Annotated in this window: 27 protein-coding genes; 11 read left to right on the top strand and 16 right to left on the bottom strand. The window is 62.8% G+C overall.

Annotated elements, in window-relative coordinates; all coding sequences use genetic code 11:
* Genes JHL16_RS10860 through JHL16_RS10870 form a run of 3 tightly spaced genes read right to left on the bottom strand, consistent with a single transcriptional unit; the run spans position 1 to position 1,364 of the window.
* Positions 1–240 carry a FitA-like ribbon-helix-helix domain-containing protein gene (locus JHL16_RS10860; protein ID WP_200184836.1) on the bottom strand — a complete coding sequence of 80 codons (240 nt, stop codon included), beginning with the start codon at positions 238–240 and terminating at the stop codon, positions 1–3.
* Positions 241–300: 60 nt separating this feature from the next.
* Entirely contained in the window at positions 301–954 is a 654-nt protein-coding gene (locus tag JHL16_RS10865; RefSeq protein WP_200184837.1) for a hypothetical protein, read from the bottom strand.
* Between the two features lie 2 nt (positions 955–956).
* Positions 957–1,364, bottom strand: coding sequence for a hypothetical protein (locus JHL16_RS10870; RefSeq protein ID WP_137857770.1), 408 nt, complete (start codon positions 1,362–1,364; stop codon positions 957–959).
* 149 nt (positions 1,365–1,513) lie between these two features.
* Here JHL16_RS10870 and JHL16_RS10875 point away from each other — a divergent pair, with 149 nt between their 5' ends.
* Complete coding sequence (locus tag JHL16_RS10875) at positions 1,514–2,179, top strand: peroxiredoxin (protein WP_200184838.1); 666 nt, start codon at positions 1,514–1,516, stop codon at positions 2,177–2,179.
* 176 nt (positions 2,180–2,355) lie between these two features.
* On the opposite strand, the gene JHL16_RS10880 is transcribed toward JHL16_RS10875, so the two are convergent.
* The 5 genes from JHL16_RS10880 to JHL16_RS10900 are packed head-to-tail and all read right to left on the bottom strand — an operon-like array spanning position 2,356 to position 6,767.
* On the bottom strand, positions 2,356–2,946 hold the full coding sequence (locus JHL16_RS10880; protein ID WP_200184839.1) for an NAD(P)H-dependent oxidoreductase: 591 nt from the start codon (positions 2,944–2,946) through the stop codon (positions 2,356–2,358).
* Between the two features lie 3 nt (positions 2,947–2,949).
* Positions 2,950–3,396 carry a nuclear transport factor 2 family protein gene (locus JHL16_RS10885; RefSeq protein WP_200184840.1) on the bottom strand — a complete coding sequence of 149 codons (447 nt, stop codon included), beginning with the start codon at positions 3,394–3,396 and terminating at the stop codon, positions 2,950–2,952.
* Positions 3,393–4,220 (bottom strand): energy-coupling factor transporter transmembrane component T family protein, encoded by an 828-nt coding sequence (locus JHL16_RS10890; protein ID WP_200184841.1) that lies wholly within the window; start codon positions 4,218–4,220, stop codon positions 3,393–3,395. Before JHL16_RS10890 ends, JHL16_RS10885 begins: the two co-directional genes overlap by 4 nt.
* Positions 4,217–5,983 (bottom strand): ABC transporter ATP-binding protein, encoded by a 1,767-nt coding sequence (locus JHL16_RS10895; RefSeq protein ID WP_200184842.1) that lies wholly within the window; start codon positions 5,981–5,983, stop codon positions 4,217–4,219. The genes JHL16_RS10890 and JHL16_RS10895 overlap by 4 nt, the downstream gene beginning before the upstream one ends.
* Positions 5,984–5,990: 7 nt before the next feature.
* Positions 5,991–6,767 (bottom strand): ECF transporter S component, encoded by a 777-nt coding sequence (locus tag JHL16_RS10900; protein WP_200184843.1) that lies wholly within the window; start codon positions 6,765–6,767, stop codon positions 5,991–5,993.
* A 286-nt stretch (positions 6,768–7,053) separates the two neighbouring features.
* Here JHL16_RS10900 and JHL16_RS10905 point away from each other — a divergent pair, with 286 nt between their 5' ends.
* Positions 7,054–7,695 (top strand): TetR family transcriptional regulator C-terminal domain-containing protein, encoded by a 642-nt coding sequence (locus JHL16_RS10905; RefSeq protein WP_200184844.1) that lies wholly within the window; start codon positions 7,054–7,056, stop codon positions 7,693–7,695.
* A gap of 68 nt (positions 7,696–7,763) precedes the next feature.
* Here JHL16_RS10905 and JHL16_RS10910 read toward each other — a convergent pair whose 3' ends face one another.
* The 4 genes from JHL16_RS10910 to JHL16_RS10925 are packed head-to-tail and all read right to left on the bottom strand — an operon-like array spanning position 7,764 to position 11,438.
* Positions 7,764–8,084, bottom strand: a complete 321-nt coding sequence (locus JHL16_RS10910; RefSeq protein ID WP_200184845.1) for a 2Fe-2S iron-sulfur cluster-binding protein — start codon at positions 8,082–8,084, stop codon at positions 7,764–7,766.
* Positions 8,081–9,451, bottom strand: a complete 1,371-nt coding sequence (locus JHL16_RS10915; RefSeq protein ID WP_200184846.1) for an FAD-binding oxidoreductase — start codon at positions 9,449–9,451, stop codon at positions 8,081–8,083. The genes JHL16_RS10910 and JHL16_RS10915 overlap by 4 nt, the downstream gene beginning before the upstream one ends.
* Entirely contained in the window at positions 9,448–10,632 is a 1,185-nt protein-coding gene (locus JHL16_RS10920) for an amidohydrolase family protein (protein WP_200184847.1), read from the bottom strand. Before JHL16_RS10920 ends, JHL16_RS10915 begins: the two co-directional genes overlap by 4 nt.
* 5 nt (positions 10,633–10,637) lie before the next feature.
* Positions 10,638–11,438 (bottom strand): creatininase family protein, encoded by an 801-nt coding sequence (locus tag JHL16_RS10925; RefSeq protein WP_200184848.1) that lies wholly within the window; start codon positions 11,436–11,438, stop codon positions 10,638–10,640.
* A gap of 262 nt (positions 11,439–11,700) precedes the next feature.
* Between JHL16_RS10925 and JHL16_RS10930 the strand changes: the two genes are divergently transcribed.
* Both JHL16_RS10930 and JHL16_RS10935 read left to right on the top strand, forming a co-directional pair.
* Positions 11,701–12,930, top strand: a complete 1,230-nt coding sequence (locus tag JHL16_RS10930) for an NAD(P)/FAD-dependent oxidoreductase (protein ID WP_200185003.1) — start codon at positions 11,701–11,703, stop codon at positions 12,928–12,930.
* Positions 12,927–13,331: a RidA family protein gene (locus tag JHL16_RS10935; protein ID WP_200184849.1), complete on the top strand. Its 405-nt coding sequence runs from the start codon at positions 12,927–12,929 to the stop codon at positions 13,329–13,331. The genes JHL16_RS10930 and JHL16_RS10935 overlap by 4 nt, the downstream gene beginning before the upstream one ends.
* Here the strand turns inward: JHL16_RS10935 and JHL16_RS10940 are convergent.
* Complete coding sequence (locus JHL16_RS10940) at positions 13,314–14,897, bottom strand: tetratricopeptide repeat-containing sulfotransferase family protein (RefSeq protein WP_200184850.1); 1,584 nt, start codon at positions 14,895–14,897, stop codon at positions 13,314–13,316. The two genes, JHL16_RS10935 and JHL16_RS10940, sit on opposite strands and share 18 nt — an antisense overlap.
* Positions 14,898–14,966: 69 nt before the next feature.
* Between JHL16_RS10940 and JHL16_RS10945 the strand changes: the two genes are divergently transcribed.
* Positions 14,967–15,581 (top strand): glutathione S-transferase family protein, encoded by a 615-nt coding sequence (locus tag JHL16_RS10945; protein ID WP_200184851.1) that lies wholly within the window; start codon positions 14,967–14,969, stop codon positions 15,579–15,581.
* Between the two features lie 10 nt (positions 15,582–15,591).
* Positions 15,592–16,218, top strand: a complete 627-nt coding sequence (locus JHL16_RS10950) for a LysE family translocator (RefSeq protein ID WP_200184852.1) — start codon at positions 15,592–15,594, stop codon at positions 16,216–16,218.
* 3 nt (positions 16,219–16,221) lie between these two features.
* Here the strand turns inward: JHL16_RS10950 and JHL16_RS10955 are convergent, their stop codons facing one another.
* Together JHL16_RS10955 and JHL16_RS10960 are read right to left on the bottom strand one after the other, a co-directional pair.
* Positions 16,222–16,836 (bottom strand): DUF1326 domain-containing protein, encoded by a 615-nt coding sequence (locus JHL16_RS10955; RefSeq protein ID WP_200184853.1) that lies wholly within the window; start codon positions 16,834–16,836, stop codon positions 16,222–16,224.
* A gap of 9 nt (positions 16,837–16,845) precedes the next feature.
* A complete protein-coding gene (locus tag JHL16_RS10960) occupies positions 16,846–17,592 on the bottom strand; it encodes a DUF2182 domain-containing protein (protein WP_200184854.1) in 747 nt (248 codons plus the stop codon).
* A gap of 65 nt (positions 17,593–17,657) precedes the next feature.
* On the opposite strand from JHL16_RS10960, the gene JHL16_RS10965 reads away from it, so the two are divergent.
* Positions 17,658–18,845 (top strand): FAD-dependent monooxygenase, encoded by a 1,188-nt coding sequence (locus JHL16_RS10965; RefSeq protein ID WP_200184855.1) that lies wholly within the window; start codon positions 17,658–17,660, stop codon positions 18,843–18,845.
* On the opposite strand, the gene JHL16_RS10970 is transcribed toward JHL16_RS10965, so the two are convergent.
* Entirely contained in the window at positions 18,829–19,776 is a 948-nt protein-coding gene (locus JHL16_RS10970) for an AEC family transporter (RefSeq protein ID WP_200184856.1), read from the bottom strand. The genes JHL16_RS10965 and JHL16_RS10970 overlap by 17 nt on opposite strands.
* A gap of 103 nt (positions 19,777–19,879) precedes the next feature.
* Here JHL16_RS10970 and hspQ point away from each other — a divergent pair, with 103 nt between their 5' ends.
* The 4 genes from hspQ (at position 19,880) to JHL16_RS10990 (ending at position 24,082) form a co-directional block, all read left to right on the top strand.
* Positions 19,880–20,221, top strand: a complete 342-nt coding sequence (hspQ, locus tag JHL16_RS10975; protein WP_137857789.1) for a heat shock protein HspQ — start codon at positions 19,880–19,882, stop codon at positions 20,219–20,221.
* 78 nt (positions 20,222–20,299) lie between these two features.
* Positions 20,300–22,087 carry an extracellular solute-binding protein gene (locus JHL16_RS10980; RefSeq protein ID WP_200184857.1) on the top strand — a complete coding sequence of 596 codons (1,788 nt, stop codon included), beginning with the start codon at positions 20,300–20,302 and terminating at the stop codon, positions 22,085–22,087.
* 19 nt (positions 22,088–22,106) lie between these two features.
* Positions 22,107–23,441 (top strand): serine hydroxymethyltransferase, encoded by a 1,335-nt coding sequence (locus JHL16_RS10985; protein ID WP_210345972.1) that lies wholly within the window; start codon positions 22,107–22,109, stop codon positions 23,439–23,441.
* On the top strand, positions 23,438–24,082 hold the full coding sequence (locus JHL16_RS10990; RefSeq protein ID WP_200184858.1) for a DsbA family oxidoreductase: 645 nt from the start codon (positions 23,438–23,440) through the stop codon (positions 24,080–24,082). Before JHL16_RS10985 ends, JHL16_RS10990 begins: the two co-directional genes overlap by 4 nt.
* Positions 24,083–24,107 lie beyond the last annotated feature (25 nt).

Below are 24,107 nucleotides of genomic sequence, written 5' to 3' on the forward strand. Positions count from 1 at the left end.
TTAATTATCCCATTCATCGCGAAGTCTGCGCACATAGGCGTCGATTTCAGCCTGCGAGCGGTTGCTTTGCACAGAGCCAATGAAAGAGCTAAGCGACCGTCGCGCTTTTTTTGGCGACGCCACGGCCTCATTCAGTATCTCCCGCACCTCTGCTTCCGTCGAACGGCCGTGGGCCTCAGCTCTGGCTTTGATCCGCTTGAGCACGTCGTCGTCGATCTTACGGACAAGTATTTGTCCCATAACTCACTCCATTGATATCAAAATGATATCATATCGAGTATCACCCGGCAAGCAGGCAAATCAGATAACCTTCCGCTTCCCGTCGGCGGCAAACTCCTTGATCGTGTCGGCATGGGTCTCGAAGCGGTCGCGCAATTTGAGGCGGCGGGCCTGTTGGGCGGTGATCAGCGTGATATGGGGCGAGTCGTCGATCTCGCCCGCCATGTCCCAGCAGTGACTTTCCGCCGTGATCCAGTCCTCCGCCCGGTAGGCGCCGATATCGAAGGGCCGCGACACCCGTCTCAGGCTCTTCTTGGGCCCAAGGATATATTCGTGGAAATAGGACATCGCCAGCTCACGGGGTGACTGGTAGACCGGATCGCGCCAGCGCAGCCAAATGGAGTTGCTTTTCGAGATGGCGCCCCAATGGCCGCCACGCTGGAACAGCGCCAGCACATGATCGTCATCGCCCTCGGCCTGGAAATCCATGAGCAGCGCCGGCGCGCCGTGCAGCATCAGCGCGCAAGCGGCGATGAAAGCCGCTTCGATGCAATGGCAGCGGTTCTTTCTCAGCGCAACCCGGACCGAATAGCAGGTGTCGCCATCCGGTTCCGCATTGCTCGGCATGTCGCTGATGAAATCCTGGATCTTCTCCGGGCTCGTGAGCTTGCGGAAGAGTGCCGTTTCCGACTTGGTCAGGCCGATCTCGCGGGCGAGCCTCTCCTTGAACGCCATCCTCACAATCCGTCGCGGTTCACGGAATAATCGCGCCGCGCCGAAAAGATCGACACCGTATAGCCGGCCACCACATCGACCAGCGCCATGAGCATCAGAAGGAAGAAAGACGGGGTGCCGAAGGGCGGCACCAGCAGGAAGACGATGAGGGCGATGATGAAGGTCGCCGTCGACAGCATGTGATCGACAATGGTTCCGGGACCGAGGCGTGCCGATTTGATGATCTCGAAGAACAGGGCGACGAGCCCGAGCATCACGAAGATGTCACCCAATGTCAGGAAGAATTCGGCTTCCGACGGCAGGACCCAGTCCATGAAGGCCGAGCCGGCGGAGAAGTTGGGATTGATCGCCAGGGCGGTATAAATGACCATGACCACGGCAATGAGTGGGACGGAAAGAATGAAGCGCATGAGAATTCCTCTGATTGCCGGCAAATTGAACTGATTTGCATGACGATGAAACCCATCTTATTTTAGGGGCACGGGGTACCCACATTGTTCTTTATTTCGAACAAACGTTCGGATATAAAGGACGGAATATAAGCACATGGAGGCGAAATATGGCACTTCAACTGGGCGACGTAGCGCCCGATTTCGAAGCTGATACCACTGAAGGCCGGATAAAGTTCCACGAGTATCTGGGCGATTCCTGGGGGGTCTTCTTCTCCCATCCGAAAGACTTTACCCCCGTCTGCACGACCGAGCTCGGCAGCGTGGCGCGCATGAAGCATGAATTCGACAAGCGCAACGCCAAGCTCATCGGCATCTCGGTCGACTCGGTCGAGGACCATCAGCGCTGGAAGAACGACATCAAGGATGTCACCGGCGCCGCGGTCAACTATCCGATGATCGGCGACACCGAGCTCGCGGTGGCCAAGCTTTATGGCATGATCCACCCGAACGCGACCGGCAATGCCAAGGGCCGCACGGCTGCCGACAATGCGACGGTACGCAATGTCTTCGTCATCGGCCCCGACAAGAAGATCAAGCTCATCATCACCTATCCGATGAGCACCGGGCGTAATTTCGACGAGATCCTGCGCGTCATCGACTCGTTGCAGCTCACCGCGAAAAGCTCCGTCGCCACCCCCGCCAACTGGAAACAGGGCGAGGACGTCATCATTCTTGCATCAGTATCGGACGAAGCCGCCAAGGAGAAATTCCCCGGCGGCTGGAAGACGCTGAAGCCCTATCTGAGGCTCGTTCCGCAGCCAGGTGCGAAATAAGTTCTCCCTGGACGGCCAACTTCCAAGCCCGGCTTCACCGCCGGGCTTTTTTCTTTGCCCCTCCGCTCGTCATGGCCGGGCCTTGACCCGGCCATCCAGTCCCTCCGCCACACAGCTGGTGCATGGATGGGCTGGATGGCCGCCTCAAGGGCGGCCATGACGAAAGGGGAAAGGCCCTACGCCAATCTGCGTACCGTCTCTCTAACGCGCTGCAGATGGCTGCGGCGCTGGTCGGGCGATGTGCTGTCCATCCGGTAGATCGCGATATATTTCGTCTTGCTCAACGGATGGCAGACGGCCCGGAAGCCGCGCAGCAAGGTGCGCCGCCCTGGCTGGCCCACGATCCAGGAGAGCCATGGCGTGGCGCCGCATGTGGTGAGCGCCACGACGCGGCGGATATTGGTGAGCTTCGGCAGATGATCGCGCTGAGCCGTCGGCATTTCGAAGGCGAAGCCCGGCACCAGCACCCGCTCGAGCCAGCCCTTCAGCATGGCGGGAACATTGAACCACCAGGTCGGATAGATGAAGATCACCGTCTCGGCCCATAGCAGGTCATCGGCCTGATCGCGGAACGGGTCGAGATTCTTGCCCTCTTCATTGTAGGCCTGAAGATCGGCCATGCTCATCACCGGGTTGAAGCCGCGGCCATAAAGATCGATGAGCCGCGCCTCGTGCCCGTTCTCGCCCAAGGCCTCGAGCACCGTGTCGCGGATCGCGGCGTTGAAACTTTCAGGATTGGGATGGCAATAGATGACGAGAACACGCATGGCTCAAACCTTGGCGGCCGCCTTGGTCTTGACGTGGTGATGATCTTCGACTGAGCCGACCGTGTCGAAATATTCCCGCCAGGACAGGATAAGTCCATCCGCATCGAAATCGACGATGATCGCATCCTCGGTGCGGCTTCTCTGGCCGTCCTCGCGCCGCGAAATCTCCCACAGCCATTCGAGCGCCATGCGCCGCCCGTCGGGCGAGCAGAAGGCGTTGGTAACGGTAAGGACGAGATCGCCATAATCGCGGTGGAAGTTTTCGATGGTGCGGGCAAGCTCGGGCTTCGGAATCCGATTGCCGGGCGCCGTCAACACGCCCTCCTCATGCCAGTCCGCCGCAGCCGCTGGTGAGAAATCGCCGGTGAGCCAGGCTTGGCCCTGACGCCCCAGCATCGCAAGCATTTCGGCATCGCAGCCGGCCTTGGCCTGATCGGTGACGATGATCATAGAACGGAGCCTCCAAATCCATAAACGAGCCGCGCCGCCAAAGCGGCCACGGGAGCCAGCAGAAAGACAGCGATCAGCAGCTTCTCGGCGAGCGAAAGCTGTTCACGCGTCGGGTGAAGATAGGTACGGTCGCCCGAACCGGTGAAGGCCTTGGCCTGGAGCGCAATCTCCATGAGCTGCGCCTTGCTGAGGCAGATCATGACCAAGGGCACCAGCATGCGCGCCATGGCGATGAGCTTGCGCACGAGACCGAGGCTGTCGATGTCGACGCCACGCAGGCGCTGCGCTTCCTTGATGCCCTCCATTTCCTCGAACAGCAGCGGCACGAAGCGGAAGGTGGTGGAGAACAGGAAGGCGACCCGATATGGCACGCCGATGCGCGCCAGGCCGAGTACGATGTCGCGTGGATCGCTGGTCATGAAAACGAGCTGGAAGGCGAGCATCGGGATCAGCAGCCGACAGCAGACCGCGAGCCCGAACAGCAAGCCCTCGACATAGAAAATATGCCAGCCGCCGACCCATGGCACGCTGTCGGGCACGGTGACGACCGGCGTCACCCCGAACGGGCTCCACAGGCCCTGGATCACCGCGATCATGATCAAGGCCGGCGACAGGATGAGGATAAGCCGGCGGATCGTGGCGGCAGGCACCCGTGCGGCCAGCATCAGCGCCAGCATGAGGACGAGCACCAGCGCCTGGAGCAGCAGGTTGTTCCAGATGAAGATGATGGTGCTCGCCATGACGAGCAGCGCGAACTTCACCCGCATGTCGAGATGGGCGACCGCCGTATCGTTCGAAACACGCTGCAGGAAGGCTGTCGTCATACCGGCACCTCCGGCGCCAAGCCGAGCCGCTCGGCGAGATCGCGTGGGCCCAGGGGATGAAGATCCAGCAAGGCCGGCACCGCTTCAGCGAAACGCACCGTCTGCGGCGGGATGATCGCCGCCTCTTTCAACCGGTCGCTTTCATAGAAGACCTGGCGCAACGGGCCGTCGAGCACCACCTTGCCGCCATTCATGATGACCAGGCGCTCGGTGAAGCCGGGCAGCAGATAGAGATGGTGGGTGACCAGCACGACTGTCTTGCCCATGCCGTTCAGCGTCTTCAGCGTGTCGAGAATGGCGAGCGAGCCGCGCCAGTCCTGGCCGGTCGTCGGCTCGTCGAAGATCAGGATCTGCGGCTCGAGCGCCAGCACGGCGGCGATGGCGACGCGTAAGCGATCGCCGCGGCTCAGCGAGATCGGATGACGATCCGCCGCCCAGGCGAGGTCCATCAGCGCCAGCGACTTTTCCACTGCCGCATCGATCTCTGGCTTCGGACGTCTCATCATCGACAGCGCGAAGCCCACCTCGCCCGCGACCGTGTCGGAAAAGATCTGCTGATGCGCGTTCTGCGAAACATAACCGATGCGCCGCGCCATATCGCTGACCTTCATGGCGGCGATATCCTCGCCCATCACCCTGACCGTGCCGCTGGTCGGCGCCATGAGCTTCAGGAAATGCCGCACCAGCGTGGTCTTGCCGCTGCCATTGCGCCCCAGGATGCCGACGAACTCCCCCTGCCCGATGGCGAGATCGATGCCCCGCAACGCCTGGGTGCCATCGGGATAGGTATAAGTGAGCTTGTCGACCGAGAGCGCCGCCGCTCCAGCCTTATCTTCGCGCGCCTCATGCGATGGTCCGGCCGGAATTTCGAGATCCGGCAGTGCTGAAACCGCCGCCATCGCCGCCGGCAAGGTGATCGGCAGCGCCGTAGTGTCGTTCCAGCCGGCATGGCGGCGCAGCACGTCGAAGCTCTGGGTGATGTCTGGCGGTCGCACCCGGTGCTCGCGCAGCATCGCGGAGGCGGAGAAGACCTCGCTCGGTGGCCCCTCGGCAGCGATGCGCCCGTCGGCGACGAGCAGGATGCGGTCGGCGATCTGCGCCAGCTCCTCGCTCGCATGGGTGGCGATGACCACCGTGGTACGGCTCTCGCGCTTGAGCCTCAGCAGGATGGCAAAGATGTCTTCGGAAGCGGCCGGATCGAGCTGTGAGGTCGGCTCGTCGAGCACGATGATGTCGGGCGCCAGCGCCAGAGCCGATGCTATGGAAAGGCGCTGCTTCTGGCCGCCCGACAAGTTGGCCGGATGCTTCGTTTCGTATCCTGTCAGTCCCACCATCGCGAGCGCATCGCGCACGCGGCGGCTGATCTCCGGCGTAGGGACTTTCAGGTTCTCGAGCGCGAAAGCCACTTCGCTTTCGACCGTCGTCGCGGTGATCTGGGTTTCGGGATCCTCGAACACCATGCCGACCAGATGGGCCAGCCGGCTGGTCGGCGTATCGATCGTGTCGAGGCCGGCCACCGCCACCGTGCCGAAGAACGTGCCGCTGAAGAATTGCGGCACGATCCCGTTGAGAGCCAGGCAGAAGGTGGACTTGCCGGCCCCGGTCGGTCCGATGATGCCGATGATCTCGCCGCGATCGATGGTGAGATCGATATTCTTGAGCACCTGGCGGTCGCTGCCCGGATAGGCGTAGCTGACCTTCTCGAAACGGATGAGAGGTGCGTCAGCCAGGCCAGGCGTGGCCGCCAGATTGCCCATATGCATGTTCAACTCAGTAACCCGCGAGCTTCGCTTTGGCGATGGGCGAGCGGCGGATGGCGGCCAAGAGACCGAAGCCGATGAGCGCCCCCACCGCCGAGAAGGCGATGCGTTCGACCGCGATGATGAAGATCAGCGCCGGCCAGACTTCCGCGGGCCACGGATTGGTGGCGAAGGCCGGTACCCAGTTGAGCTGAATACCCGCCGTCGAACCGAAGAAGAACACCACATAAAGCGCCACATAGAGCTTCCAGCTCCTGACGCCTTCGCGGATGGTCGCGATCGCCCAGTTGCGGATCTGCGGAATGGCGATGAGGATGAGGCCCAGATCGACGGTGAAGACGTTGCTCAGCCACAGCGGGAAGCTGATGCCGAAGGTGAGCGACTGATAGAGATAGACGAGATGGGCGACGAGCGTGATGATCCACGGTATGAACCAGTAGGAGCGGCCCGGATACATGACCATGCCGACCGTGAAGGCGCACATGCTGCCGATCAACACGCCCCAGGGGCCGAGATTGGTATAGGGCGCGATGACATTGCCGATGACCGTGCCGATCAGCGAGGCGATAGGACCGGCGATAGGCCCGAGCAGCAGGCCGACCACCGGATGGATCACGTCATGGAGCGGCCAGCCGCCGGCCATGCCGCCGACGACGATCGAGGCCGGCACCAGGGCCATGACGGCCACCAGGGCTGCGAGAATGGCCGTGTAGGAAACCGGCGCGCCACCGATAGAGACGCCCCCGCCTCCTCCGACAGTACGTGACTGCGTAGAATTGTCCGTCATTTTGCTCCTCCCCAGGATGCTCTGACCGATATGTTCTAATGGCGCTGCTTGTTAGGGTCCGTTTTCCGGCTATGAACCGGAGCGCGGGATTCATGGCGCCAAAGGTGATGATAAGCAATCTGAGCAATCGGTCAAACTGTTTGTTTGGTTTTTCTCAGGATTTTTGCTAGAGGGTGAGACCGGCATGGCCGGGTTGCGCGAAATACTCGCTTCTGGCTGAATTTTGAGCATGTCATGTGCTAGGAATACTATGCAGTCGCGATTCAAATCTGCAGCAAGGGGGAAAATGGCGGCGCCTGAGAAGAAGAATGGCCGAGAGCGCATGCTCGATCGCCGCAAGAAGATCCGCGAAGCCATTCGCCAGGCGGCCATCGACGAATTCGCCCAGAAGGGTCTGGCCGGCGCTTCCACCCAATCCATCGCGCAGCGCGCCGGGCTCACCAAGCCGCAGCTCCATTATTACATCTCGAGCAAGGAAGAGCTTTACGAAGAAGTGCTCGTCCACATCAACGATCTGTGGCGCGACATCTTCATCGCCTCCTCCGGCGACACCAAGGATCCGGCCAAGGTCATCCGCGACTATGTGCGCAACAAGCTCGAATTCGGCCGCCGCCATCCCAATGCCTCGCGCGTCTTCTCCAACGAGGTCGCCGCCGGTGGCCATTACTTGCAGAAGCACTGGCACAGTGCACGCGAGTCGACTCAGGTGGCCGCCGAGATCATCCAGTCCTGGGTCGACAAGAAGCTGATCAAGCCGGTCGATCCCTGGCTGTTCCAGATGCATATCTGGGCGGTGACCCAGCATTACGCCGATTACGAAGCGCAGATCCGTTTCATGCTGCAATTGAAGGACGGCGAGGAAATCGACATGGACCATGTCGTCGACGAGGTCTCGACCCTCTTCCTGCGCGCTTGTGGGCTGAAGTAGCTTCAACTATCCCTCCCCACGCTTCGCGCGGCGGAGGGAGATTGGCGGGGCAATTAGCTAAGAGCTCTTCACACCTGCCTCATCGGCAATCGCACCGTCAGCCCATCGAGTTCGGGCGAGATCCTGATCTGGCAGGCAAGCCGCGAATTGGGCGCGACTTCATAGGCCATGTCCAGCATATCGCTTTCCATCGCATTGGCCTCGCCCACTTTCTCCCGCCATTGCGGCTCGACATAGACATGGCAGGTGGCGCAGGAGCAGGCGCCGCCGCACTCCGCCTCGATGCCGGCGACGCCATTGCGCACCGCCGTTTCCATGAGGCTCGCGCCTTCCGCCGCCGCGACTTCGAGCGCCTGTCCCTCGCGCGTGATGAAGGTCACCTGGATCATGGCCGCGCCGCCATGTCGCTCGTCCAGCCTTGCGTCTTGCCAGGATTCATCAGCCCGTAAGGATCAGCTCTTTTCTTGAACTCGATCTGCGAACGGTCGATCTGCTTCATGCCGCCCTCTTCGATCGTAAAGACATGCGGATCGTAGATGGTGCAGCCGTCGATCTCCTCGAATTCGCGGATCATCCGGTACATCGCATCCCTGCCCCGGTACTTCACCAAGGGCAGGCCGAAGATCTGCACCTCGCCCTCGAGCCGCGCCATTTCGTGATGCATATAGACGTCATCGCCGTAACGGCGCATCTGACGCAGCACGAGCTCGGGATCGAAGGGCCTGGGATATGCCACCTGCAGATAGGTCCAGCTCTTGTCGGCCTTGAGCGCCTGCAGGGTCGTGTGGTTCCAGCCGCATTCATAAGCGGGCTGCAGGCCGGCCGCGACCAGCTCGGGTTTCGGCATGGCGAAGGAAATCTTGCCCCCATGCGCCGCGGCCAAAGCCTCGAAACGCGGCATCTCCTTCGGCGCCACCATCGCGAACACACCGTCGCGATCGGCCGGGAAGAGCGGACCATATTTGCTGTAGAAACGTGCGAAGCGACGCTCGACCGGCGTCAGCAGATAGCAGTCGAGCCCCTCATGCTGCGCCTCCACGGCGAAGCGCAGCGCCCGGTCATAACCCTCGAAGAGCGCGGCAGTATGAATCCAGTCCGTCGCCGGCGTCAGCGCCACATCGATTTCGAGAATGATGCCATTGGTGCCATAGGCGTGCTGGACTTTCTGGATATCCGGCCCGTGCAGCTCGATGATCTGCGGCTCGGGCTCGACCGACATCACCTTCACATAGCCGACATTGCCGTCATCGCGCAGCATGCCGTGGCGCAACGAGCCGACACCGCCCGAGCCGCCCGACAGGAAGCCGCCGATCGTGGCGATGCGCCGGGTCGAGGGATACATCAGAAGCTCCTGCCCGCCTTCGCGCGCCGCATCGTCGAGCCGCGCGATGCGCGCACCCGCTTCCACCCGGGCGCGGCCGGGCTCAAGCGTCAGGATGCGGTCGATCTTGGTGACATCGAGGATGATTCCGCCTTGCAGCGGCACACACTGACCGTAATTGCCGGTACCGCCGCCGCGCACCGTGAGCGGCACCTTGTGCCGGGCGGCGGCGGAAGCGACGCGGCGCACTTCGTCCTGGTCCGTGGGCAGCACCACGAGATCGCCGACCCGGCCTTCGAGCGCCTGGCTGAGGATCGGGCTGTACCAGAAATAATCTCGCGACTTGAGCTCGACCTGCTTGGGATCGTCATAGACGCGGATGCCTTCGATTTCCCGGCGAAAGGCGGCGAGATCGTAAGCGCGCTTCTCGGTCATGCGGGCCTCCGGCGCTGCCGGCCCTGCCCGAGCTTGCGGCCATTGCGATAGACGATGCGCTCGGCATTGGGCCGGCTGACCAGATCGTTCAGGTCGGCGGCGTCGAACCAGATGAAGTCGGCGCGCTGCCCGACCGCGACGGGAGCCATCGGCGAGCCGCACTGCGCCGCCGGCTTTGTCGTGATGCTGTCGAGCCAGTCACGCGGATCGACATGGCAGGCAAGCACCGCGAGCCTCAGGATCGCCAGTGGATCGTAATCGCCGAAGGGATAGAAGGCGTCGCGGCAATTGTCGACGCCGAGCAGAACCTCGACACCGGCCTTGCGCGCCTCGAGCACCGGCGCAACGCCGCGCCGGCGCGGCGAGCGCCCTCCATTGCGGTCCTGCAGATAGAGATTGGTCGTCGGCAGCGCCACCAGAGCGACGCCGGCCTCGGCGCCCGCCGCCAGCGTACGGGTTAGCCTGTCGTCGTCATGGAGCGACAGCGAGCAGCCATGGCCGCACAAAACGCGCCCCGACATGCCGGCGCGTTTGGTCGCCGCGATGATTTCGGAGAAGCCGTCGGCTTCGATATCGAGCCCTTCATCGACGTGGAAGTCGAGCGCCAGGTCATGCCGGCGCGCCAGCTTGAAGGCGACATCGACTTTGCTCGGCAGATCGGCATTGCGATAGAAGAAGGCACCGAACACGCCTTTGTCGCGACGCACCCTCTCGGCGATGCGCTCGCCACCCTCGGGAAGGAGATCGGCGGGTGCCAGGGCCGCCAGCTGCAGCTCGATGCGGCCTCTCCACTCGTGCTTCAGCTCATTGAGCACCGGCCAGGCGATCGGCGCTTCGGGCTCGGGCCAGTCGACATGGCTGCGCAGCACCCGGACACCATTGAGATAGGCCGCTTCAAGGGCACGGCCAGCGCGGTTGCGGATATCGTCGACCGTCCATTGCCGCATATCCTCTTCCATGAGCGCGATGGCGTCGAAGAGGCCGTTCACCGGACCATTCAGCCGATCGACCGTATAGGTCTTGTCGAGATGCACATGCGCATCCGCGAAAAGCGGCGTCACCAGCCCGCCATCGCCACCGGAAGACGGCGTGATCGCCGCGATGCGCCCGTCCGCGACGGCGATATCGACACGCTCGGGCGCCCCGGCGACAGTTACGGCTTCGAGCTCGAAACGGTCCATTTGGGTCACCAGCCGGGCTGATTGTCGAGCCAGGCGAGCGGCGCCCGCTCAATCTCTTCGAGCGCCGCGGCGATCCGCAGGGCGGCGAAATCGACAGTCTGCCGGCCCTTGTCGAAGCTCGCCGCCGACGCGTCGCCACAGGCGCCTTCCGGATGGAGATCCTGCGACTGCCAGCCGGGCTTGGCGCCGCCCGACAGGCTGATATGGCGATAGTCACGCTCGAATTCCTCCGTAAGCGGATGGAAATTCTTCGCCTTGTCCATGTTCACGAGTATCGGATGGAGCGCCAGCATCACCGAGGTCTCCATGTCGCCGGCATGGACGCCATGCTTGAGCTCATGATCGCCATAGAGACCGTCCGGCATGCCGAGGCCGAACCAGTTGAGGGAGAAGGCCAGCATATGGTGCCGGCGGCGCAGCTCGCGCGCCACGATGTCCATGATGGCGATCTGGCCGCCATGGCTGTTGAGCATGACGAATTTGCGCACCCCGCTATGGGCGACCGAGGCGCCGATCTCGGTCCACATGCGGATCAGCGTTTCGGCCGAAAAAGTGAGTGTGCCGGGAAAGCGCAAATGCTCGTCGCTCTTGCCGATCGGCATGGTGGGCAGGAACAGAACCTGGCTGCTGTCGGAGAGCTTTTCTGCCACCGCCGCGACGATGCCGGAGATGATGGCGGCGTCGACCGACAGCGGCAGATGCGGCCCATGCTGTTCGGTGGCGCCAACCGGGAGCACGGCGACGATCCGGCTGCGGTCGAGCTTCGAGAACTCCTCGCTCGAATAATCCGACCAGTAGCGCTTCACCTTGCCTCTCCTAGGCTGATAGAGCATCGGACCGAAAAATGCGTAGCGGTTTTCGGAGAATCCGATGCGCAAAATGACGAGTTAGAGCATCGGACCGAAACAAGCGTGGCGGTTTTCGGACATTCCGATGCGCAAAATAACGAGACAGAGTGCGGTAATGGCTTCATGAGAACGTCCGCCCTTGACCTCGTCTCTAACATATCAGAGCAAATGGTCAAACTATTTGTTTTGTTTTCTTAGGGACTATGCCACCGTCATGACCATGCAAGAGCACTGCATCATTATCGGCGCCGGCCATGGCGGCGTGCAAGCCGCCGCGAGCCTGCGCCAGGAAGCCTATCAGGGCCGCATCACCCTGGTGAGCGACGAGCCCGATCTGCCCTACCACAAGCCGCCACTGTCCAAAGGGTTCCTCAAGGCGCCTGAGGCGCCGGTGCTCGAATTGCGCAATGAAGCATTCTATCGCGACAACCGCATCGACCTCATGAGGGGAGCGCGTGTGACGGCGATCGAGCCCGCCTCGAGGACCGTCAGCCTCGCCGACGGCGGCAAGCTCGCTTACACGAATCTGATCCTGGCGACGGGTTCGCGGCCGCGCCTGCCGGAGCTCGACGGCGTCACGCTCGACGGCGTGCTGAGTCTCAGAAGCCTCGCCGATGCGCGCCGCCTCAATGAGGGGCTCAGCGGACCGAAGCGCATCGCCATCATCGGCGGCGGCTTTATCGGCCTCGAGCTTGCCCACACGCTGGCTGGTCTCGGCCATGCCGTCACACTCATCGAAGCCGTGCCGCGCCTCCTCGCCCGTTCGGTTGCGCCCGCCATGGCGAACCATATCCAGACCCGCTCGGCAGAGGCCGGTATCGACTTTCATGTCGGCGCCCGGATCTCACATATCGTAGGGGTCAACGGCAAGGTGGACGCGATCAAGCTCGCCGACGGTGCAAACTTCCCGGCCGATCTCGTGATCCTCGGCACCGGCGCTCTCCCCAATGTCGAGCTTGCAGCCGAGGCTGGTCTCGTCGTCAACAACGGCATCGAGGTCGACGCCTTTCTGCGCTGCTCCGATCCGGCGATCCTCGCCATCGGTGACTGCACCAACTTCCACCAGGTCCATGCCGGCCAGCGGCTCCGGCTCGAATGTGTGCAGAATGCCACCGACCAGGGACGCAACGCCGCCAAGACAATCGTCGGCAAGCCGGAAGCCTATCGCGAATTGCCCTGGTTCTGGTCGGATCAGGGCGACATGAAATTGCAGACCGCTGGTCTCAGTCTGGGCGCCGACCACACCATCACCACCGGTGCGCTGCAAGACAATGCCTTCGCCATCCACCACTTCCGCGCTGGCAAGCTCATCGCGGTCGACACGATCAACCGCCCGGCCGAACACATGCTGGCGCGCCGCCTGATCGGCACCCGCGCCACACCGACCCTTGCGGATGTGCAGGCGGGGCCCCAGCGGCTCAAGGAAATGCTCAAAGAGGCTGCCCAATGACACTTCATCATCTCGTGCCCGCGACGATCCGCAAGCCCTTCGCCAAATACAGCCATGGCGTGCGGGTCGAAGCGCCGAGCGACCTGATCTTCTGCTCGGGCCAGCTCGGCATCGGGCCGGACGACACCATCCCGGAAGATGCTGCCGCTCAGGCGGAGCTGTGCTTCGCCAATATCGCGGCGATCCTGGCGGATGGCGGCATGAGCCTCGCCGATGTCGTGCGCATCAACGCCTATGTCACCGACCGCGGCTTTATGGCCGCCTATATGAGCGTGCGCGACCGGCTGTTTCCCGCCCCCTCGCCCGCCTCGACCTTGATGATCGTGGGGGGATTCACGCGTGCGGTATTCAAGATCGAAATCGAGGTCGTCGCAGCTAGAAGCTCAGACCGTGTCGCCTAAAGCCTCGATCAAAGGTTGGAGCTGCGTTTCATAACGCCGCCAGCGGCCGACCGAGCTCTGATAGATCGGACTGCGTACCTGGTTGCGGCTGAAGGTGCGCACCGCCGACGTGCCCTCATGGAAGCTCAGGCAGGCCGGATCCCAATCGAGATCGAGGAAAGCGATGATCTGCTTGGCCTGCGCCTCGAAATCGCTGGTGAGCGTTTCATAGTCGACATCGAGGAATTTGAGCGGCAGCACTTTCCGCCAATGCGCCATCAGGCGCGCATATTCACGGTAATAGAGCCCGAGCGTGGTGAGGTCACGGCTATAGCCATGCGCCTCGCTGAGCCGGTTCTGATAGCAGGACAGACAGGTATCGAGCGGGTTGCGCCGCATATGGATGACGTGCGCATTCGGCCACAGAAGCGCGATCAGCCCGAGAAACTCGAAATTATGCGGCAGCTTGTCGACGACGCGGCGCGCCTCAGGCCCGAAGAACTTGAGCAGCTTGACATAGCTCTCCGCCATCGCCGCCACTTTCGGCGCCTCCGCCCCCGCGAACACCGGTAGGAACTTCGAGACGTCGCCGCGATATTGCGCATTGCCGGCGATCTTCCAGATGCGGTCGAGCTCGCCCGCCCCTGCCGCTTGCGGATGCCGCGCGATGATCTGCTCGACCAGCGTCGTGCCCGAGCGTGGCATGCCGACGACAAAGACCGGCACGTCGCTGTCGCTGCCCTTGCCTTGATGCTGGGCGATGACTTCGGGCGTGAAGGTCGCGATCAGCGCGTCGACCCAGGTGCGATACTGGACGAGATCGAAAGGCACCATGTCCGCGATATTGGCCTTCTGATAATGCGTAAAGGCACGCGCATAATCGCCATTCTGCTCGCGGATCTTGGCGGCGCCGACATGCAGCGCATTGAGCGCCCGTCTGTTCGCCGACGGCACCAGGAGCTTGCTCTCGATCTCGGCGAGCAAGGGCGAGGCGAGATCATGCTTGTCGTTCACCGCCAGCCGGTAGAGGACGAAATCGCCATGCACAGGGTGATCGCGCAAGGCCGCGAAGCAGGCACGCGCCTCGTCCGCGCGGCCCAGCATTTCGAGCGTCTTGCCGAGCGCGAATTTGTAGTCGGCATTGTCGGGCTCATCGCGGCAGGCCATTTCGTGATAGGGCCAGGCGCGCTCGGGCTTGCCGGCGAAACGATAGAATTCACCAAGCAGCCAGGACGACTTGGTGAGCTTGGGATTGATGGCGAGGGCCCGCTCGAGCGGCGCCTGGGCGAGCTCGATGAGGCCGAGGTCGAGATAGGCGCAGCCCAGATTGTTGAGATAAATGGCGTTGCCCGGCTCCTTCCGGGCAGCGATCCCCAGATATTTGACCGCTTCGGCCGGGTTCTTGCGGTTGATGAGAACGATGCCGAGGATGTTGTTGGCATCCGCATGTCCGGGCGCCGATTGCTGGACCTGGCGTGCCGCCGCTTCCGCCTCCGCAAATTTGCCCTTGCCGATGAGGGCAATGATGTCCTTGAGCTTGCCCATGACGGGATCGGGCTTTTTGGTGATGGGCGAAGACGAGGCCATTGGGGTCCTTGCAAGATAAATCTCGGCGCCCTCTTAACACGGCCGCGAAGCTCACGGTAAGATGCCGCTATGAAACTCCATGGCGATATCATTTCACCGTTTGTCCGCATGTGTCTGGTCACCGCCCAGGAAGTGGGATTGGGCGGCAAGGTCGAGCAGGTCCAGACCCGGGCAGACCCGACCACAGTCAACCAGACCCTCAGCGCTCTGTCGCCGGTCGGCAAGGTGCCGGTGCTGGTCACCGACCACAACCATCCGCTCTATGACTCGCGCGTCATCATCGAATATCTGTGCCATGTCTCGGGCAACAAGACGCTGATCCCTGACGACGGCGTGAAGCGTTTCCGCGTCTTGACCTTGCAGGCGCTGGGCCAGGCCATCGCCGAAGCCGGTGTCGCCTTCCGTTACGAAACAGCGGTCCGCCCGCAAGGCCTGCAATGGCGCGAATGGATCGCCCGCCATGAGCTGCGCGTGAAGGCCGAGTTCGACGATCTGGAAAAAACCTGGGCCAAAGACTTAAGCGAGCTCACCTCGGGGTCGATCGCGGTGGCGGTCGCTTTGTCCTATCTCGATTTCCGCATTCCCGACTGGCAGTGGCGCAAGGACCGGCCGCTGCTCCAGGCCTTCCACGACGCCTTCTCGCGCCGCCCCTCGATGCAGGCGACGGCATTGAAGCCGGCCTGAGGACCCAGAAATGATCGAGCCGGCCACTTTCATCGCCTATGTCGCGATCGTGCTCGGCTTCGTATTTCTTCCGGGCCCCGCCACTCTGCTCACCATCGCCCGCGCCACGACCTCGGGCACCCGTGTCGGTGTGGCGACCGGCGCCGGCGTGGCGGCAGGTGATGTCATCCATACGTTCATGGCGATCGTCGGGCTCTCGGCGATCATCGCCGCATCGGCCTTGTTGTTCAGCCTCATCAAATATGCCGGCGCTGCCTATCTGATCTATCTCGGTCTGCGCGCGATCTTCGAAAAGGCGCCAGCCGATCTCGTGGCGCGCACGGTGCCGATCACCGCCGGCAAGGCCTTCCGGCAAGCCGTTCTCACCGAGCTGCTCAACCCCAAGACCGCGCTCTTCTTCCTCGCCTTCCTGCCGCAATTCGTCCATCCGGAAAACGGCCTGGTCTGGTTGCAGCTGACTCAACTGGGACTGATCTTCGTGCTTCTCGGTCTCCTCAGCACGGTGGTCTTCGCCGTCGGGGCGGCCGGCCTCGGCCGCTTCCTGCGCCGCAATCCGACAGTGCTCAAATGGCAGGGCAAGGTCGTCGGCGGCATCTATTGCGCCCTCGGCATTCGCCTGGCGTTACAGGAGCGTTGAAGCTCAGGGCCCCTTCCAGTCGAGCGCGCAGATCTCGGCCGAGCGGCCTTTGAAATCCCAGTTGCGGCCATGACCGCGGTAACGGCTCTTCAGCGCCTGGGCCACGATGATCTGCGGGCCGATCCAATATTGGCTGTTTTCGATAGTGGTCGGCTGGCCCGCCACGCTGCCGGCGATCGGCGCGATCTCGCCATCGATGATCTTCGGGATGGTGAAGCGGCGCACGTCGCCCTCGACCTCGTAGCGCACATCTTCCTGCCATACGCCGAGGAAACGGCCGACCAGGATGGAAAGCAGATGCGTGGTGCCACCCGCCTGCCCCGTCATGATACGGGTCAGCGCCTTGACCTGATAGATGTCGGCCTTGTTGTCGATATAGACGCCGGCGCTCCAATTGCCGCGGCTCATCTGGCCGGGGATCTCGATGATGAGCCCGAGCGCAATGCCGGAAAGATCGACCTCGCCGAACTTGCCGTCATCGATGCGGATGCCGCCCCAGGTCTGGCAATATCCCTCCGTGGGCGGATGTTTTCCGAGCGACAGCACGCAGGGACAGAACACCGTACAATTGCAGGAGAGGATCAGCTCGCCTTTGATATGCCATGCTTCGCGCGCCATCAGTCTCTCCTAGATAAACATCACATAGAGGCCCGCGCCGACAAGGCCAAGGCCAATTCCGTAAGTCAGCGCCTTGGGCTGCGGCAGTGTCTTCTCCAACACCATCACCACCCCGATGAACCCCATCCAGACGATATTCATGAGGCCGGCCGCAAAACCCAGCAACATCAGCGCCCAGCAGCAGCCGAAGCAGTTGAGACCCTGGGCAAGCCCCATGCGGAAGACACCCAGGGGCCGGTCGGTCCAATGCGCCATGAAATAGGGCATCGGCATGCGGCATTTGCTGAGGCAGGCATGTTTGAGCGACGTGAACTGATAGGCGCCCGCGCCAAGGAGCACGATTCCCGCCCAACGGCCCTCAAAAGCGCCGGAGTAACCCGCTTCGAGAAGCCCCCATTGCGCCAGCGCCGCGGCCAGCGCGAAGACCAGCCAGATGGCGCCATACCCCGCCGCCAGCACCAAGGGCGGCACGATCGTCATCTGCTTCGCCGCCGCGGCTTCGGCGATATCGAGATAGGTCGCGATCATCGGCACGGCCGAGGGCGTCATCATCGCCAGCGTCATGGCGAGCCACATGGCGAGAAGCGGCATGAAGCCGGCATTGGCCGAAGGCCCGCACAGCACGCTCACGATGCCGGCCAGCGTGCCGCCAGCCGCCATCCACAGATAGGCGCCCGACACCGCCAGAATGACGAAGACGCACAGCGCCATGACGAAGCGCGGCCGGCTGGTCGATTGTCTGAGGATCAGATCCATGGTGCCACGCTACCGCGACATCTCTCGCTCTTGAAGCCCCTAACCCCTGCCCGCATTGTGACCTTATGTCCAAGCCTGTCGAATTTGACGTGATTGTCGCCGGCGCCGGCCCCGCCGGGCTCGCCGCCGCCTGCCTTGCCGCGACGCGCGGCTTTGCGGTGGCGCTGATCACCGGCCCTCGCGAGACGCGGCCCGATCCGCGCACCGTCGCCCTCATGATGCCGTCCCTCGCCGTGCTCGAAGCGTGCGGCCTGTGGCCGGGCGACCTGCGGGAGCAGACGGCGCCCTTGCGCAAGCTGCGTCTCGTCGATGACACCGGCGCTGCCTTCGCCGCCCCCAACCTCGTCTTTTCGGCCAGGGAAGCCGGCCTCGACGCTTTCGGCTGGAACATTCCCCTCGCTTTATTGAAGCCCCGCCTCGCAGCCCGCGCCGGCGAGCTGGGCGTCAGGTTGTATGAGGCGAGTGTCGCTGGCTACTCGGCCGACGCGGAAGCAGCCATCGTCACTTTGGACAATGGTGACACGCTCACCGCGCGCCTTGTCCTCGCCGCCGATGGACGCAATTCCGCGCTGCGCCAGGCGGTCGGCATCGAGATGATCTCATGGTCCTATGACCAGACGGCGATCGCCGTGAGCTTCAATCATTCGCAGCCACATCACGACGTTTCAAGCGAATATCACAAGCAGGCCGGCCCCTTCACCACCGTGCCGCTGCCGGGACGGCGATCCTCGCTCGTCTGGATGGAACGGCCGCAGCGCGCCGAAACGCTGATGCAGCTCGACGACAAGGCGCTCGCCGCCGAAATCCAGGCCTCGAGCCATGGCGAGCTCGGCCTCATCAGCGAGATCGGACCGCGCCGCGCCTTCCCGATGTCGGGCGCCCGCGCGTCGAATTTCGCCCGCAACCGCGTGATGCTGATCGGCGAGGCCGCCCATACCGTGCCGCCGATCGGTGCCCAGGGCCTCAACATGTCATTCCGCGACGCCGACGACGCTATCGTGCTCGCGACGCAAGCACGCGGTGAAGGTGAGGACATCGGCGCGGCGAAACTGCTGACCGACTACGATATCAAGCGCCAGCGTGACGTGCGCCCGCGCCAGACGGTCATCGATCTCATGAACCGTTCGCTGCTATCCGCCTATCTGCCGTTGGAAGCGGGCCGCGCCGCCAGTCTTGCGACGCTCGCCTCCTTCGGTCCCTTGCGTCGTTTTGCGATGAATATTGGGCTCGGTGGCTCTAGCCGTGCTGGATGATGTAAATCAGGAGTGGGATCGTGATCGCCGAGATGATCGTGGTGATCAGCACCGCCGTCGATGAGCCCTCGATATAGGCCTTGTACTGGCTGGCGAGGATGAAGGCATTCGACGCCGTCGGCAGCGCCGCCATCATCAGCGCCACGTCGCGCCATAAGGGATCGATGTCCGGCACGAAGAGGCTCAAGGCGATGAAGGCGAGCGCCGGCTGGACCAGCGTTTTCATGCCGGCGACGAGCGGCATTTCCCGGCCGATGCCGCCAAACTGCCGGGCGCCGACCGTGACGCCGAGCGCGAAGAGCGCCACCGGCCCAGCGGAGTTCATCAGCATCGTGAGAATGGTACCGAGCGCGCCCGGCGCCTTGAAGCCGAAGGCCGAGGCGATGCCGCCCAATATCGTGGCGACGATGAAGGGATGGCCGAAGACCTGCTTCAGGATCTTGAGCGCGATCTCGCCCCAATGCGCCTCTTCATTGCGCTCATGGCCGAGCGTCGCCAGAAAGGCGGTCAAGGTGAATTGCACCGTGCAGTCGAAACAGAAGACCAATGCCGCCGGCACCGCGGCCTCCGGCCCGAAAAACGCGACCGCCAGAGGCAAGCCCATATAGCCGACATTGCCGTAACTTCCGGCTGTACCTTGCAGCACCGCCACCTTGAAGGCGAACCCCAGGAGCCGCCACGAAATGACGAAGACGGCGAGGAAGGCGGTGACTGTGGCCGAGGTGGTCGCGGCGACATAGGGCCAGTCGATGAGCTTCTCGAATGGCGCGGCAGCCACGACCAGGAAGATCAGCGCCGGGAGCGCGAACCAGATCAGGAAGATGTTGAGCCATTCGAGGCCTTTGTCGCCCACCGCCCAGATCCGGGCGGCGGCGACGCCCAGCGCCACCAGGCCGAAAAACGGCAAAGCGAGATCGAGTATGGCGGCCAAATGCGCCCCCCTTAAGCAATTGAGTTATGGGACGTAATTCCCTTTTCAACAAGCGTCCACCTGCCCTCTTGCCTTCCGCCCAAAGGCTTGTCATCAAGGGGCCATGACGGGCGCAATTCCTCTGGCGAAATTTCGGATCGGGCAAGTGGTAAAACACCGCCTGTTCCCGTTTCGCGGCGTCATATTCGATGTCGATCCGGTCTTCAACAACACCGAGGAATGGTGGCTGTCGATCCCGGAAGACATCCGGCCGCGCAAGGATCAGCCCTTCTATCACCTCTTCGCCGAGAACGACGAAACCGAATATGTGGCCTATGTTTCCGAGCAGAACCTGCTCGATGACGGCTCCGGTGAGCCGATCCGGCATCCGCAGATCCGCGAGTTCTTCGAAGCCTTCGACTCGAAGAAAAGCCTCTACCGGCTGCGCGACGCGCGCCGCCACTAGCTCCCCGATCACACCATGATTCCGGTCGGATTGCCGGCCACCCTCGAGAACCGGGCGAATCGCCTAAGTTCGAAAACCATGACGAAGACCTGGATATCCGGCCTCCTCCTGGCGGCTTTCCTTGGCATGGCGCCGGCGGCCGCTGAACCGCGTCATGGCCTCGCCATGCATGGCGAGCCGGCACTGCCGGCCGATTTCAAATCGCTGCCCTATGCCAATCCCGACGCGCCCAAGGGCGGCGTCTTCCGCCAGGCCATCGCCGGCAGCTTCGACACGGTCAATCCCTTCATCGTCAAGGGCCAGAAGGCGGTGAGCATCAGCACGTATGTCTTCGAAAGCATGATGAGCCGGAATTATGCCGAGGCCTTCACGGTCTACGGCCTTCTCGCCGAAAGCATCGATGTCGGCCCCGACCGCAACAAGATGACCTTCGTGCTGAGACCCGAGGCGCGCTTTTCCGACGGCGCGCCGGTGACCGCCGCCGATGTCGTCTATTCGCTCGAGACCTTGCGCGATCACGGCCTGCCGCGTTTCAAGACCTATTATTCCAAGATCAAGACGATCGAAACGCCCGATGCCCGCACCATCGTGATGACCCAGGACCAGGGCGACCGCGAATTGCCCCTGATCATGGGCCTGATGCCGATCCTGCCCAAGCATTATTGGGAGAAGCGCGATTTCGAGGAATCGACGCTCGATCCCATCATGGGCTCCGGCCCTTATGTCTTGAGCGAGATAAAACCCGGCGAGCGCGTATCACTCAAAAAGAACCCCGATTATTGGGGCAAGGACATCGCCTTCAACCGTGGCCTGTGGAATTTCGACGAGGTGCGCTTCGATTATTTCCGCGACAACAACACCGCCTTCGAGGCCTTCAAGAAAGGCCTCGCCGACATCCGGGTGGAGCCCGATCCGACGCGCTGGTCGCAGGCCTATGATTTTCCAGCTGCCACGGACGGTCGGATCATCCGTGAACGGATCGAGCAGCAGACCCCCGCGGCGGCCGCGGGCTTCGCCTTCAACACGCGCAAATCCCTGTTCCAGGATCCCAAGGTGCGCCGCGCGCTTGTCGAGGTCTTCGACTTCGAATGGATGAACGACAATCTCCTGTTCGATCTCTATCACCGCACTCTGGGCTATTATTCAGGCTCGACGCTCTCCTATTTCGGCCACCCTGCCGATGCCCGTGAGATGGCACTCCTCGGCGCCGATGCGGCGCGCATCGACCCACGCATTCTCGACGGCAGCTACGCGCCGCCCAAGACCGACGGATCGGGCCGCGACCGCAAGGTGCTGCGTGACGCCGTGGGCTTGCTCAAGGAGGCGGGCTGGGAAATCCGTGGCGGCCAGCTGACCAATGTCGCGACGGGTGAGCTTTTCGCCTTCACCATCTCCTGCGTCTCCCGCGAGCAGGAGAAGGTTGCGCTTCATTATCAGCGCACGCTGAAGCAGATCGGCATCGACGTGCGCATCCGCATCGTCGACTCGACGCAGTTTCAGCGCATGCTCGACACCTATGAGTTCGATATGCTGCCGGTGCTGTGGTACAATTCGCTCTCGCCCGGCAACGAGCAGGATTATTATTACGGCAGTGCGGGGCGTATCATACCGGGCACCCGCAACTATCCGGGCATCGCCGACCCGGCCGTCGACCGCATGATCGGGGCCTTGCTCGCCGCGACCTCCGGGGAGGATTTCATCGCCGCCGTCCGCGCCCTCGACCGGCTCCTGGTCAACGGTTTCTATATCGTGCCCTTCTACAATTCAGGCGGCCAATGGGTGGCGCGCTGGAACACCATCGGCCGTCCCGAGCATCCCCCTCTTTCGGGTTTCGAAGGCACTGGTCTATGGTATGTGAAGCCGTAATTTCCGAGGGCCAAGCGACATGACCGTCCAGCCGATCGCGCAGAAATCCTGGTTGCCCGCCGAAAGCGCCACGCTGATCGAGGAGATCGAAACGACGCTCGGCCGCCTCAATGATCCGGCGGCGATCGAGGCCCGCCTGCTGGGGCTCATCGATGATCACGAGCGGCACATGGACCGCGAGTCGATCGGCCTCAATGCCGGCACCAATGTGATGAATCCGCGCGCCGCCGCCCTCCTCTCCCGCTCGCTCGGCAACCGGCCGAGCCTCGGTTATCCCGGCGACAAATATGAAATGGGCATGGAATATGCCGAGGAGATCGAGGTCATCGCCGAGGATCTGGCGAAGCGCCTTTTCGGCGCGCCCTTCGCCGAGATCCGCGTCGGCTCCGGCGCGCTTGCCAATCTCTACAGCTTCATGGCGACCGCCAGGCCTGGCGACAGCATCATGGCCTTCACCGGTGAGATGGGCGGCCATGTCACCCATCACCAGGCCGGTGCCGCCGGCCTCTATGGCCTTGTGACCCACGCCGTTCCCTTTGACGCGGCGCGGATGACGGTCGACCTCGACCGGCTGCGCGACGAAGCGAAACGCCTGCGCCCCAAGCTCATCACTGTCGCGGGCTCGCTCTGCCTCTATCCCTATCCCGTGCGCGAGATGCGCCAGATCTGCGACGAGGTCGGCGCCTATCTCCTTTATGACGCGGCCCATATGGGCGGCCTCATCGCCGGCCGGCATTTCCAGGCGCCGCTCGCGGAAGGCGCGCATCTGATGACCATGTCGACCTACAAGGCCTTTGGCGGCCCCCCCTCAGGACTGATCCTTTCGAGCGACGCCGATCTCGCCAAACGCCTCGACCAGATCGCCTATCCGGGCCTCACCGCCAATTTCGATCTCGGCAAGACGGCCGCTCTGGCGCTGTCCATCCTCGACCTCCTCGAACATGGCGAGGCCTATGCCGCGCAAGCCGTCGCCAATGCCAAGGCGCTGGGCGCCGCGCTCGAAGCCGAAGGCATCGCCACGCACCATGTGCAAGGCCGTGATGTCACCGAGAGCCATCACCTCGCTTTGCCGGCAGCCCCGCATGGCGGCGGGCAGTCGGCCTCGAAACATTTGGCGCGCGCCAATATCCTGCTCTGCGGCATCGGCCTGCCGGTGGCGCCTGTCGCCGGCGATCTCAATGGCATTCGCCTCGGCACCCAGGAAGTGACCCGCTTCGGCATGAAGCAAGATGCCATGGCCGGGATCGCCCGGTTGATGGCGCGGGTCATGGTCAACGCTGAAGCACCCGAGCAGGTCCGCCCCGATGTCATCGCCTTCCGTCAGGCCTATCAAACCATGAGTTATGTGAGATGAGCACGCCCGTCATCATCGATGTCGTCTCCGATGTCGTCTGCCCTTGGTGTTATGTCGGCAAGCGGCGGCTCGAAGCCGCTCAGCGCCTGCTGCCCGACCAGCAATTCGCGGTCTTCTGGCGGCCGTTCCAGCTCGATCCGACGATCCCGAAGGAAGGCCTGCCGCGCAAGACGTATCTCGAGCGCAAGTTCGGCAATCTCGAGCGCCTCACCCAGACGCACGCGCAGCTGGTCGAGATCGGCAAGGTGGAAGGCATTCCCTTCGCCTTCGACAAGATCACCCGCTCGCCCAACACGCTCGACGCCCACCGACTGATCCGCTGGGCGCATGAGGCCGGCAAGCAGACCGAAATGGTCGAGCGCCTCTTCGCCCTCTATTTCACCGAGGGCGCCGATATCGGCAATCACGAGGTCTTGATCAAAGCGGCGGTGGAGGTGGGCCTCGACGGCGCTCTCGTCACCCAGCTTCTCAACACCGGCGCCGATCTCGATCCGGTCATCGCCGAGATCAATGGCGCCGGCAAAATGGGCATCAGCGGCGTCCCGACCTTCATCTTCGCCAGCCGCTACGCGATCTCCGGCGCCCATCCGGCCGAGACGATCAAGAAGGCGATCGAGCAGACGGCCTTAACGGCAACTTAAGAAAAAAAGCGCAGCCTGACGACTG

Origin of the sequence: Taklimakanibacter albus, from assembly GCF_016595235.1 — a bacterium.
GTDB lineage: Bacteria > Pseudomonadota > Alphaproteobacteria > Rhizobiales > Aestuariivirgaceae > Taklimakanibacter > Taklimakanibacter albus.